The 11,441-nt window shown below is 68.5% G+C and carries 11 protein-coding genes; 3 read left to right on the top strand and 8 right to left on the bottom strand.

What is annotated here, in order from left to right; all coding sequences use genetic code 11:
- Nucleotides 1–41: 41 nt before the first annotated feature.
- From AC1RAD_RS00225 to AC1RAD_RS00205, 5 genes are read right to left on the bottom strand one after another with little or no spacing between them, the layout of a single operon-like run.
- A complete protein-coding gene (locus AC1RAD_RS00225; RefSeq protein WP_062473975.1) occupies nucleotides 42–1,247 on the bottom strand; it encodes an ABC transporter substrate-binding protein in 1,206 nt (401 codons plus the stop codon).
- Between the two features lie 59 nt (nucleotides 1,248–1,306).
- Nucleotides 1,307–1,891 (bottom strand): amino acid synthesis family protein, encoded by a 585-nt coding sequence (locus tag AC1RAD_RS00220; RefSeq protein ID WP_070063550.1) that lies wholly within the window; start codon nucleotides 1,889–1,891, stop codon nucleotides 1,307–1,309.
- Between the two features lie 38 nt (nucleotides 1,892–1,929).
- A complete protein-coding gene (locus tag AC1RAD_RS00215) occupies nucleotides 1,930–2,571 on the bottom strand; it encodes an amino acid synthesis family protein (protein ID WP_492733290.1) in 642 nt (213 codons plus the stop codon).
- 21 nt (nucleotides 2,572–2,592) lie between these two features.
- Complete coding sequence (locus tag AC1RAD_RS00210; RefSeq protein ID WP_492733288.1) at nucleotides 2,593–3,495, bottom strand: UPF0280 family protein; 903 nt, start codon at nucleotides 3,493–3,495, stop codon at nucleotides 2,593–2,595.
- Between the two features lie 4 nt (nucleotides 3,496–3,499).
- Complete coding sequence (locus AC1RAD_RS00205) at nucleotides 3,500–5,119, bottom strand: 6-hydroxynicotinate reductase (RefSeq protein WP_492700091.1); 1,620 nt, start codon at nucleotides 5,117–5,119, stop codon at nucleotides 3,500–3,502.
- Between the two features lie 319 nt (nucleotides 5,120–5,438).
- On the opposite strand from AC1RAD_RS00205, the gene AC1RAD_RS00200 reads away from it, so the two are divergent.
- From AC1RAD_RS00200 to AC1RAD_RS00190, 3 genes are read left to right on the top strand one after another with little or no spacing between them, the layout of a single operon-like run.
- A complete protein-coding gene (locus AC1RAD_RS00200) occupies nucleotides 5,439–6,212 on the top strand; it encodes a ferredoxin--NADP reductase (RefSeq protein ID WP_062473986.1) in 774 nt (257 codons plus the stop codon).
- A 28-nt stretch (nucleotides 6,213–6,240) separates the two neighbouring features.
- Nucleotides 6,241–7,008, top strand: a complete 768-nt coding sequence (locus AC1RAD_RS00195; protein ID WP_095743155.1) for a TetR/AcrR family transcriptional regulator — start codon at nucleotides 6,241–6,243, stop codon at nucleotides 7,006–7,008.
- Nucleotides 6,963–8,162 carry an amidohydrolase family protein gene (locus AC1RAD_RS00190; protein WP_139703382.1) on the top strand — a complete coding sequence of 400 codons (1,200 nt, stop codon included), beginning with the start codon at nucleotides 6,963–6,965 and terminating at the stop codon, nucleotides 8,160–8,162. The genes AC1RAD_RS00195 and AC1RAD_RS00190 overlap by 46 nt, the downstream gene beginning before the upstream one ends.
- A 28-nt stretch (nucleotides 8,163–8,190) precedes the next feature.
- Here the strand turns inward: AC1RAD_RS00190 and AC1RAD_RS00185 are convergent, their stop codons facing one another.
- The 3 genes from AC1RAD_RS00185 to AC1RAD_RS00175 are packed head-to-tail and all read right to left on the bottom strand — an operon-like array spanning nucleotide 8,191 to nucleotide 11,358.
- A complete protein-coding gene (locus AC1RAD_RS00185; protein WP_070063556.1) occupies nucleotides 8,191–8,604 on the bottom strand; it encodes a GtrA family protein in 414 nt (137 codons plus the stop codon).
- Nucleotides 8,605–8,614: 10 nt separating this feature from the next.
- Nucleotides 8,615–9,604 carry a glycosyltransferase family 2 protein gene (locus AC1RAD_RS00180; protein ID WP_062473993.1) on the bottom strand — a complete coding sequence of 330 codons (990 nt, stop codon included), beginning with the start codon at nucleotides 9,602–9,604 and terminating at the stop codon, nucleotides 8,615–8,617.
- Nucleotides 9,601–11,358 carry an ArnT family glycosyltransferase gene (locus AC1RAD_RS00175; RefSeq protein ID WP_492733286.1) on the bottom strand — a complete coding sequence of 586 codons (1,758 nt, stop codon included), beginning with the start codon at nucleotides 11,356–11,358 and terminating at the stop codon, nucleotides 9,601–9,603. The genes AC1RAD_RS00180 and AC1RAD_RS00175 overlap by 4 nt, the downstream gene beginning before the upstream one ends.
- Nucleotides 11,359–11,441: the final 83 nt, after the last annotated feature.

The raw sequence follows: 11,441 nt of genomic DNA, 5'->3' as shown, positions 1-11,441 counted from the left end.
GCTCAAGAAGCGACGGCGGACGCGTTGCAGGAGCCGTGCGGTCAGTCCGCAGGGCGCATCTTTTTCACTTCGTCGTCGGTGGGCTGGAACTTGGCACCGTCGAGGTACACGTAGTCGACCATCACGCCCTTGCCGCCGTCGTTCTTGGTCTTGCCGACGTACGCGCCCATGGTGGACTGGTTGTCCTGTGCGCGGTAGCTGATCTTGCCGAAGGGCGTATCGACCTGCAGACCCTTGAAGGCTGCAACCAGCTTCTCGGTGTCGGTGCTGCCGGCCTTCTTCACGCCGGCGGCGATCGAGTAGATGGCGCTGTAGCCCACCACCGAGCCCAGGCGCGGGTAGTCCTTGAACTTGGCCTGGTAGGCGTCGTTGAAGGCCTTGTGCTCGGCGGTCTTCACGCCGTACCAGGGGTAGCCGGTGACGACCCAGCCGTTGGGTGCTTCGTCCTTCAGCGGGTCGAGGTATTCGGGCTCGCCGGTCAGCACGCTCACGACCTCGCGGTCCTTGAACAGGCCGCGCGTGTTGCCTTCGCGCACGAACTTGGACAGGTCGGCACCGAACAGCACGTTGAAGATGGCGTCGGGCTTGGCATCGGCCAGGGCCTGCACCACGCTGCCCGCATCGACCTTGCCCAGCGGCGGTGCCTGCTCGGCGACGAACTCGACGTCGGGCTGGATCGCCTTGAGCAGCGTCTTGAAGGTGGCGACCGACGACTGGCCGTACTCGTAGTTGGGGTACACGATGGCCCAGCGCTTCTTCTTGAGCTTGGCGGCCTCGGGCACCAGCATCGCGACCTGCATGTAGGTCGAGGGGCGCAGGCGGTAGGTGTACTTGTTGCCGTTGCTCCAGACGATCTTGTCGGTGAGCGGCTCGGCGGCGAGGTAGAAGAATTTCTTCTGCTTGGCGAAGTCGGTCAGCGCCAGGCCGGTGTTCGACAGGAACGCGCCGGCCAGCACGTCGACCTTCTCGCGCGAGATGAGTTCTTCGGCCACGCGCACGGCGTCGCCGGGGTTGGCGTTGTCGTCGCGGCTGATGAGCTCCAGCTTCTTGCCGTTGACGCCGCCCTTGGCGTTGATCTCGTCGACCGCCAGTTCCATGCCCTTCTTGTAGGGCTCGAGGAAGGCGGGCTGCGCCTTGTAGCTGTTGATTTCGCCGATCTTGATCACGCCCTGCGCATGCGCGGGGACGAGGGCAGTGGCCAGCGTGACGACGGAAGCGGCGCAGAAGGCAAGGCGCAATGGATTCATCGGGAAGCTCCTAGAAGTTCGAACAGAAAACACGATGCGGGTGACGATGCAATGACAGGTCAGCGAAGACCGTCTTCGCCCTTGATCTCGCTGGCCTGCAGGCCGCCGACGCGCGGCAGCGGGCGGCCGCTGTCGGTGACGGCCACGGCCACGACGATCTCGTTGGCGCGGGGCGCATCAGCCACGCGGGCCTCGACGGCGTCGAAGTGGCTGCGCACGAAGGCGGCGTCCTTGTGGCCCAGCGGCACGTCGATGGCGGTGCCCAGCGTGCCCTGCTTCTTGGCCGAGGGCACGAGTGCGGCGCCCTTCTCGACCGCCACGCGCAGCGGCGCGCCCAGCTTGGGATGCAGGATGGCGGCGGCATGCTCCAGCTCGCCGCGCTCGCCGACGATGGCGGCCTTGCCGTAGCTCTGCGCCTGGCCGGGCTCGATGCCCAGCGCCTTCACGGCCTTCTGGCCCAGCAGCGCGCCGAGCTCTTCACCGATGGCGATGAGCTCGTCGAGGTTCTCGCTGTAGCGGCCGGCGTAGGGGTTCTCGATGACGGCGATGGCGACGGCGCGGCGCGTGGGCGGCGTCACGTCCTGGCCCATTTCCTTGCGGGTTTCATCGACTTGGATGACGAGCTTGCGGATGTTGGCGGTCATGTCTGTGTGTTCCTTGTCTTGTCTCTTGTCTTGTGCGGTCAGCGCAGGCCGTCCCACTTGCTGATGTCCTTGGCGAGCAGGCCGCCGACGCGCGCATGCACGCGGTAGCCGGTGCTCATCGCGAGGATGAAGACGATCTCGTCGGCCATCGGCGCGCCGGGCACGCGCACCTCGATGGCGTCGAACTGGCCGCGCACGTAGCTGGCGTTGATGTTGGTGAGCGGCACGTCGAGCGCGGCGCCGGGCGGACCGACCTTCTTGGTCGAGGGCACGATCGACAGCGCGTTGCCGGGCTGGCCGGTTTTCTCTTCGGCCTTGCCCGCGGTGTAGGCGGCGCGGCTGCCCTTCCAGCCGAGCAGCTCGCGCATCGCGTAGCCGCCGGGCACGTGCCACAGCGCGCCGTGCTCCAGCTCACCGTCGGCGCCGACGATGGCGCCCTTGCCGTAGGTGGCGATCTGCTCCAGCGGCACGTCCATGGCGGCGTGCAGCTGGTGCGCCATGTCGACGCCCACGGGGTCGAGCAGCGCCATCATCGGCAGGATGTCGGGCTCGTAGCGGCCCGCGAAAGGATTGGTCAGCACCGCGCCGATGGCACCGCGCACCAGCGGGGTTTCGGCACGCGGTCCGAACTCGTGGTGGATGTACTCGACATGGGTGAAGACGCGACGGATTTCGATCATGAAAAAGAACCTTGCTTTTCGTTAAGCAAATACTGAACCAACTGCTTCGGGCAGCGCGATGTCCAGCGACTTCGAGCATAAGGGTTCCACCCGCCGCCACTGCCCCTGGCAAACGAGCAGAACGGCCCACACGAGCCCCCTTTTCTGCAGCGCGCGGGCGCACGCCGCGCCCGCATCGAGTGCATGGTGCACCTGCGCGGGCGCCAGCGGCGGCACGTCGACGGTGACGAGGGTGTCGCCGAGGTCGCTGTCGTCCTTGCATTCGCTGGCGGGCCTGCGCTGAATGAGGGCGTCGGCCACGTCGACGGCGTTGGCGATCACGGTGGCGGCGGCGTCGGCCTGCGCCGCGGTGGCGGCCAACACCGTCACGCTGTCGGCGATGCCCAGCGAGAAACTGCGCCCGCGCCAGCCGCTGGTGGCGACGCCGCGCACCGGCTGGTCGGCGTGCAGCGCGAACTGGCCGTCGGTGGTCAGCATGCCGCTGTCGCGCCAGTCGAAGCGCGCGAGGTCGGCAAACAAGCCCGCGCGCGCCGTGTGGCCGGGCGCGAGGTGCAGCGCGATGTCGCCGCCGTTGTTGATCCAGGCGCGCTCGATGCCGGGCCGGTCGTAGAAGGCGATGAGTTCCTGCGCCACGCTGCCGGCCACGGCCGCCATCGGCGTGAGGAACAACGGCGAAAACGCATCGCAGGCGTCCCACATGCGCCGCGCCACCACGCCACGCGGGCGCTGGCGTGCGGCCACGGGCAGGCGCAGCTGCGGCAGCTCGCGCACGAGTTCGTCGAGCACATGGCCGAAGCGTGCCCAGGCCGCGTCGTGTGCGGCCGCGACGGCGTACGGGTCGCCGTGTGCTTCGGCCACGATGTCGATCGGGCCGTGGTTGAAATGCCAGCGGCCCGCGTCGAGCGCCGTGCGTTGGGCGGACATGGTTTCAGCCCAGCATGGGGGCGTGGCCGAGCGGCCACGGGTTGGCATCGTCGATGACGAGCCATTGGCGCGCCAGCGGTGCGCCGTCTTCCTGCCACGCACCGCGTGCGAGCGCCTGCTCGAGCGGGAAGATGTGTTCGACGTGCCCGCCGAGCGCTTCGTAGTCGGCGCGCCGCATGCTGAACTCGATGGGCGCGACGATGGCCGGCGTGGGCACGGTGCCGAAGCTGTTGTCGGGCATGCGCATGACGTCGGCCATCACGGTGATGCCGCCGCCGGGCCACACATAGGCCGGCGCGCCGCCGCAGGTGACGTTGACCAGCGCGCGCTTGATGGCGCGCGTGAGCAGCACCGGGTTCTCGGTGACGCCCGCGCGCAGGCTGCCGCCGGCGCCGCCGAGGAACAGCACGGTGCACAGCGAGGGCTCGCAGTTCTCGCCGATGCGATCGACGATGCGGCGCACCTCGGGCGGCATGGGCTGCTCGATGGGCTTGAGCGCCTCGTCGAGCACGTACCACTGCGCGTGCTCGCCGGTGGTGGAGGTCATGAGCAGGCGCAGGCCGGGGCGGGCCACGCCCTCTTCCCAGCCTTCGATGATCGCCAGCGGGTCGGCGATGTCGGTGCCGCCCCAGCCGTTGCCCGGGTTCGCGACCTGGAAGTAGCGCCCGGGTGTCGACTTGCGCCCCAGCATCTGGATGCCCGAGGGCGTCATGTCGAGGCAGCGGCCGGCCTGGTGTTCGGTGAGCACGCCGGTGATGTGGTCGTCGACCACCACCACCTCGTCGGCCACGCCGGCGAACTGGCGCGCGAAGATGCCCACGGCCGCCGAGCCGCACCCCACGCGCATGCGCTGTTCTTCCACCCCGTTGACGATGGGCGCTTTGCCGGCCTGGATGACGAGGCTGGCGCCGCCGTCGATGGTGCATTCGACCGCCTGCTTGTTGCCCAGGAGCTGCATGAGCTCGGCCGTCATGCGGCCTTCCTTCTTGCTGCCACCCGTGAGGTGGTGCACGCCGCCCAGCGACAGCATCTGCGAACCGTACTCGGCCGTGGTGACATGGCCCACGACCTCGCCCTTGTAGCGCACGTTGGCCTGCTCGGCGCCCAGGAAGCGGTCGGTGTCGATCTTCACCTTGAAGCTGCAGTAGCTGAAGATGCCTTCGGTGACGACGGTGACCATGTCGACGCCCTGGGCTTTCGAAGCCACGATGAAGGGCGCGGGCTTGTAGTCGGGGTAGGTGGTGGACGAGCCCACGCCGGTGACGAAGACCTCGTCGGCGTGCAGCAGGTCGCCGTTCCAGTCGGGCGTGGCATCGGCCTCGGCCGCCTCGGCGCCGGGCCGGTCGAAGGGCACGAGCGCCGGCTGCTCGCTGGCGAGCGTGCGGCGCAGCAGCACCACCGGGTCGACGCGCACCAGCACGCCCTGGCGGTTGGCGTAGCGGTCGCAGGCGCCGGTGCGGCCGTCGGAGATCTGGCACAGCACCGGGCAGGCGTTGCACTCGACCTTGGCGGTGCTCATCTTCTCGTTGCGCGGCGGCGCCTTGCCGAAGGCGGCGCCGCCGGCCTGCGCGACCAGGGGCATGTCGATGCCGGGCAATCCGTCTGTCTTGGTGTGTTCAGTCATCGGGGCGATCTCGTGGTGTGGTGCTGTCGGAGCGGGTCTTCAGGCTCCGGAGGTTTGCAACAAACGTGCCGTGCAGGTGCTTGTGCGGCGGCTTTCGTTTGTGTAGCATCCCCTACACTTTCATGTTGCGTTCACTACATCAAAGGTCAATGTAGCAAACAGGCCCGATGCTTGCAATGGTGTTTTCTCGCGGTGTTCATCGGGGTTTTTCCGACCAACGACAATGGAGGGTTGCTAGCCGGCCGATGGCGGACGCCCCAAAGGCGTGCATTTCGGCTCAGCCACCCTTTTCTGTCTTCAACCAACACTTGAGTTCTGTATGAGTGCATTCAGCGAAGAACGCGTCCTGAGCGTCCACCACTGGACCGACCGCCTGTTCACCTTCACCACCACGCGCGACCCGGCGCTGCGCTTCTCGAACGGTCATTTCACGATGATCGGCCTGAAGGTCAACAACAAGCCCCTGCTGCGCGCCTACAGCATCGTGAGCCCGAACTACGAGGAGCACCTGGAGTTCCTGAGCATCAAGGTGGAAGACGGCCCGCTCACCTCGAAGCTGCAGCACATCCAGGTGGGCGACACCGTGATCGTGGGCCGCAAGCCCACCGGCACGCTGCTGATCGACTACACGCTGCCGGCCAAGCGCCTGTACCTGTTCGGCACGGGCACCGGCCTGGCGCCGTTCATGAGCATCATCCGCGACCCCGACACCTACGAGAAGTTCGAGCAGGTCATCCTGGTGCACGGCGTGCGCCAGGTCGACGAGCTGGCCTACCACGACCTCGTGACCGACCACCTGCCCAAGCACGAGATCCTGGGCGAGATGATCGCCAAGCAGCTGCTGTACTACCCGACGGTCACGCGCGAGGAGTTCCGCAACCAGGGCCGCGTCACCGACCTGATCGAGAGCAACAAGCTCACCGACGACCTGGGCCTGCCCCCGCTGAACGTCGAGGAAGACCGCGTGATGCTGTGCGGCAGCCCCGGCCTGCTGGTCGACCTGAAGCACATCCTGGAAAAGCGCGGCTTCAAGGAAGGCAACACCTCGACGCCGGGCGACTTCGTGGTCGAACGCGCCTTCGCCGAGAAGTAAGACCCGATACAGAGGCGCTGCGCGCACGATGGCCGACTCCCGCTCCGTCAGCAAGCCCAAGCCCCAGCGCCGCACCGGCGTGCGCGAGGCCGCGGCCCAGGCCACGCGCGACAGCATCCTCAAGGCGGCGACCAAGGTGTTCGCCAAGTACGGCTACGACGGCGGCAGCGTGGAGAAGATCTCCAAGGCCGCCAAGTCGTACGACCGGATGATCTACTACTACTTCGGCAGCAAAGAGGGCCTGTTCATCGCGGTGCTCGAAGGCATCTACCAGCGCATGGACGATGCCGAAGCCGCCATTGCGCTCGACGCCTCGCGGCCCGTGGAAGCGCTCACCGAAGTCATCCGCTTCGTGCTCGGCTACTACCGCAAGAACCCCGAGTTCGTCACCCTGCTGAACACCGAGAACCTGCACAAGGGCCGGCACATCTCGAAGTCGCTGCGGGCGCGCGAGTACTCGTCGCGGGCGGTGGCCATCATTTCGGAAATCCTTGCCAGCGGCGCGGCCCAGGGCCTGTTCCGCACCGACCTCGTGGCGCGCGACATCTACCTGCTGATCGCGTCCACCGGCTATTTCTACACCTCGAACCGGCACACGCTCACGGCCTTCCTCGGCGAGCCGCTGGAGTCGCCGGAAGCCGTCGCGCACTGGGAAGATTTCGTCATCGAGACCCTGCTGCGCACCGTGCGCGCGGACGACATCCAGGAACAAGACAACAACTCCCCACCCCACGACGAGGACACCACGAAATGGCAGAAATCGCAGCCGGCGCAAAGTCGGGCAAGGTCGTCATAAAGAACATCGGGCTGCTGCTCTCGGGCGACATCGACAAGCCCATCCTCGACGCCGACACCCTGGTGGTGAACGACGGCCTGATCGTGGCGGTCGGCAAGGAGAAAGACTGCGACCTCGAAGGCGCCGTCACCGTCATCGATGCGCGCAAGACCTGCGTCGCACCCGGCCTCATCGACAGCCACGTGCACCCGGTGTTCGGCGACTGGACGCCGCGCCAGGGCCAGATCGGCTGGATCGACTCCACCATGCACGGCGGCGTGACCACCATGATTTCCGCTGGCGAGGTGCACCTGCCCGGCCGACCGAAAGACATCGTCGGCCTGAAGGCGTTGGCCATCACCGCGCAGCGCGCCTTCGACAACTTCCGCCCCGGCGGCGTGAAGGTGCTCGCCGGCGCACCGGTGATCGAAAAGGGCATGGTCGAGAGCGACTTCAAGGAACTCGCCGAAGCCGGCGTGGGCCTCTTGGGCGAAGTGGGCCTGGGCTCGGTGAAGGCCGGCTACGAAGCCAAGGAGATGGTGGCCTGGGCGCGCAAGTACGGCATCCAGAGCACGATCCACACGGGCGGCCCGTCGATCCCGGGCTCGGGCCTGATCGACAAGGACGTGGTGCTCGAAGCCGACGCCGACATCATCGGCCACATCAACGGCGGCCACACCTCGCTGCCCGAGGCGCATGTGTGCGAGCTGTGCGAGAAGAGCACGCGCGCCATCGAGATCGTGCACAACGGCAACGAGAAGGTCGCCATCGCGGCGGCCAAGGCCGCGCTCGAACTGAAGTGCCCGCACCGCGTGATCCTGGGCACCGACGGGCCCGCGGGCTCGGGCGTGCAGCCGCTGGGCATCCTGCGCATGGTGGCGATGCTGTCGTCGATCGCGAACATTCCGGCCGAGCTGGTGTTCTGCTTCGCCACCGGCAACACGGCGAAGATCCGCAAGCTCAACTGCGGCCTGATCGAGGTGGGCCGCGCGGCCGACTTCGTGTTCATGGACCGTGCCCAGCATTCACCCGCGCCGGGTCTGCTCGAAAGCGTGCAGCTGGGCGACATCCCGGGCGTGGGCATGGTGATGATCGACGGCCTCGTGCGCTGCGGCCGCAGCCGCAACACGCCGCCGGCCACCGAGATCCCGGTGGTGGTGTCGGGCGGGCACTGAACCTGAGTGCACGCGCCCGGCGGCGGCCTCAGCCGCCGCTGCGGTGCGAGCGGAAGACCAGGTAGCGCGCCGAGAGAAAGTTGGCGCCCAGGCCCGCGATGCTGCCCAGCGCCACGCCGAGCGCGGCGGCCCAGCGGCCTTCCACCCAGTGCAGCGTGAGCACGTAGGTGCCGTAGTTCAGCACGGCGCCGGCCAGCATGGTCGTGAGGTAGCCCAGGTATTCGCGCCAGACCGAACGCCCCGTGGCGGCGCCGGCCGCGCTCGCCGCGAAGGTGTAGCGGCGGTTGTAGAGCCAGGTGGTGGTGGCGGCGGCCAGGAACGACACGACGCGCGCGCCGTACCACCCCAAGAGCGGTGCCAGCAGGTAGAGCACCGTCACGTCCACCACGAAGCCGATCACGCCGGCCACGGCGAACGAGAGGAACTCGCGCCCGATCTTCATCGCGCCGCCGTCAGTGCGCGCGCAGGCTCTTGCGCAAGCTCTCGCGCACGCAGGGCTGCGCCAGGTAGCGCAGCCGCTTGGCCTCCTGCCGGCCCAGCGTGACGGTGTGCATCACCACGCCGCAGACGAAGGACAGCAGCGCCGCCAGCATCGCACCGGTGGCGAGCACCGCCGTGGGCAGCCGCGGCACCAGGCCGGTGTGGGCGTAGGTCATGAACAGCGGCAGGGCCAGCGCGAGCGCAGCGATCGCGAGCACGGCCGCGACGATCGAGAAGAACTGCAGCGGCCGCTCGCTCACGAACAGCTTGCCGATGGTCTTCAGGATGCGCCAGCCGTCGCGGTAGGTCGAGAGCTTGCTGTGCGAGCCTTCGGGGCGCGTGCTGTAGGCGGTGGCTTCCTCGGCGTAGGGCATGCGCAGTTCGAGCGCGTGCACGGTCAGCTCGGTCTCGATCTCGAAGCCCTGCGACAGGGCCGGGAACGACTTGGCGTAGCGGCGCGAGAACACGCGGTAGCCCGAGAGCATGTCGGTGAGGCCGCCGCCGAAGAGCTGCGCCACGGTGCCCGTGAGCAGCCAGTTGCCGAAGCGGTGGCCGGCGCGGTAGGTGAGCGCGTCCTGGCCGTCGTCCACGCGGCTGCCGACCACCATGTCGAGGTTGCCCTCGACCAGCCGCGCGATGAGGCGCGGCGCGGCGGTGGTGTCGTAGGTGGCGTCGCCGTCGACCATCACGTAGATGTCGGCCTCGACGTCGGCGAACATGCGCCGCACCACGTTGCCCTTGCCGCGCGCGGCCACGTGCGTGACGATCGCGCCGGCCGCGCGGGCCACGGCGGCCGTGTCGTCGGTGGAGTTGTTGTCGAAGACGTGGATCTCGGCGCCCGGCAAGGCCGCGCGGAAGCCCTCGATCACCTGTGTGATGGCCAGGGCCTCGTTGAAGCAGGGAATGACGGCGGCAATGCGCGGCATGGCGGACACGGGGGCGGGTCGGTGGTCGGTCGTCATGGAGCGGTCGTCGGAAGGAGTCGGTAGGCGCGGCTGCCGTCTTGTTCGTGCAGCAGGCCATAGTACTGGTCGAAGCCGGGCCGCACGCTGAGCACTTTCACCATCTCGGGCGACATGACGACGGTGGTGAAGCCCTCGGCCGCCAGCTTGCGCGCCGTGTCGCCGGCCGACATCAGCAGGTAGTCGCGGTAGCGCCAGCGCCCCAGCGTGTCGCCCCAGATCGGGTTGGGGCCGTAGTAGATCGCCTCGTTCAGCGCGATCTGGTAGACGCGGCCGGTCACGTTGCGGCGCACGTAGTCCATCACGCCGTAGCCCGGCACGTGCTTGCGCAGGAAGGCCTCGCGCGACTCGGGCGTGAGCGAGATCATCGACACCTTGGTGGCCGTCTGGCCCACCGACACGGCGGCCAGCACGGCCAGCAGCAGCACCACGACCCAGTCGCCGACGCCGGCGCCGCTGCGCGGACCGTCGGGTGCGACCGCAGCGGGCGCTGCGCGCAGGCGGCGCACGCCCGCCGCGACCCAGCCGAACAGCACCTGCCAGCCCACGGCGGCCGTCATGGCGAGCAGCGGGAACGAGGCCATGAGGTAGCGCGGGTAGCGCGAGGTCACGACCCACACGGCCACCGAGTACAGGCAGAACCAGCCCGCCGCGCGCACGGCGGCGGAGCGCTTCCACCACACGCTGAAGGGCGCGAGGAACACCGACCAGATCAGCGCGTTGGGCATCTCGGCGTGATCGCGCACGTCGGCCACCTGCTGCACGTAGTCGGCCGGCACCCATTCGGTGAAGCCGAACACGCGCGCGCCGATCGGGTTGAAGGGGTCGCCCGTCATGATCGCGTTGCGCGCGTACCAGTAGATGCACGGGATCAGGAAGCACAGCAGCGCGGGCGCCCAGGCCCGCCACACGCGACGCTCGTGGCGCACCACGAACACCGCCACCAGCGGCAGGAAGATCAGCGCCTGGTACTTCGAGCCCGCCGCCACGCCGAGGCAGAACGCCGCCAGGCTGAGCCAGCGCGTGCCGTCACGCAGCGGTTCGGATTCGCGCCACCACCACAGCGCCACGAAGGCCGACAGCACGAACAGCGCCACGCCCATGTCGATCAGCGCGTTGGCGTAGTCGCCCATGCCCAGCCAGATGGCCGCACCGATGCAGGCGGTGAGCCGGTTGGCGTGCAGGATGCCCAGGCGGAAGATCATCAGCACCGACAGCGCGCCCGCCAGGCCGTTGAGGAAGTGCGGCAGCACGTCGTCGCCCACCTGCAGCGCGGCGGCGTACAGCAGGTTGTAGTTGTAGGGGAACCAGGGGTAGCGCAGCCAGTCGTGGATGCCCAGCGTGCCCTGCTGCGCCACGAGGCGTGCATACGGCAGGTGGTACATCAGCTCGTCGAAGGCGGCCGGCGGCGCGAGCGGCGCCACCAGCGCGGGCAGTGCGACCAGCGCCAGCGCGATGGCGGCGATGCGTTCGAAGCGGGTCCACGGCGGCGTGGCGGGCGCGGCCGCGCGCAGCGCGCGCACCTCGGCACGCCAGCCGCGCCACTGCCACGCAGCGGCCACGACGCCCGCGCCGATCAGGCCGAGCGTGGCCTCGCGGCGGAAGAGCCCGAAGATGGCCAGCGCCTGGAAGGCACAGATGTAAAGGCCGACGCCGAGTGCGGCCGACATGGCCGCTTCGAGCCAGGCGTCGCGGCGCGACGGGGGGCGCAGGCGCGCGAGCACCGCGCGGCCGGCACCCCAGCAGGCAATCACGAAGATCGCGAACTGGGCGTAGTGCGCGGCGGCAAAGATCAGCTTCTGAATATCAACTCCCGTGGCCGGTCACGCCGGTCGCG

Source organism: Variovorax sp. GW823-FHT04B03, assembly GCF_058796495.1.
This window is presented reverse-complemented; position numbering and strand designations above follow the sequence as displayed.

Bases quoted from the DNA above. Each gene is read 5' to 3' on its own strand.
- AC1RAD_RS00210 (WP_492733288.1), bottom strand. From the start codon at position 3,495: ATGTCCGCCCAACGCACGGCGCTCGACGCGGGCCGCTGGCATTTCAAC.
- AC1RAD_RS00180 (WP_062473993.1), bottom strand. From the start codon at position 9,604: ATGACGACCGACCACCGACCCGCCCCCGTGTCCGCCATGCCGCGCATT.
- AC1RAD_RS00205 (WP_492700091.1), bottom strand. From the start codon at position 5,119: ATGACTGAACACACCAAGACAGACGGATTGCCCGGCATCGACATGCCC.
- AC1RAD_RS00195 (WP_095743155.1), top strand. From the start codon at position 6,241: ATGGCCGACTCCCGCTCCGTCAGCAAGCCCAAGCCCCAGCGCCGCACC.
- AC1RAD_RS00200 (WP_062473986.1), top strand. From the start codon at position 5,439: ATGAGTGCATTCAGCGAAGAACGCGTCCTGAGCGTCCACCACTGGACC.
- AC1RAD_RS00190 (WP_139703382.1), top strand. From the start codon at position 6,963: ATGGCAGAAATCGCAGCCGGCGCAAAGTCGGGCAAGGTCGTCATAAAG.
- AC1RAD_RS00225 (WP_062473975.1), bottom strand. From the start codon at position 1,247: ATGAATCCATTGCGCCTTGCCTTCTGCGCCGCTTCCGTCGTCACGCTG.
- AC1RAD_RS00220 (WP_070063550.1), bottom strand. From the start codon at position 1,891: ATGACCGCCAACATCCGCAAGCTCGTCATCCAAGTCGATGAAACCCGC.
- AC1RAD_RS00185 (WP_070063556.1), bottom strand. From the start codon at position 8,604: ATGAAGATCGGGCGCGAGTTCCTCTCGTTCGCCGTGGCCGGCGTGATC.
- AC1RAD_RS00215 (WP_492733290.1), bottom strand. From the start codon at position 2,571: ATGATCGAAATCCGTCGCGTCTTCACCCATGTCGAGTACATCCACCAC.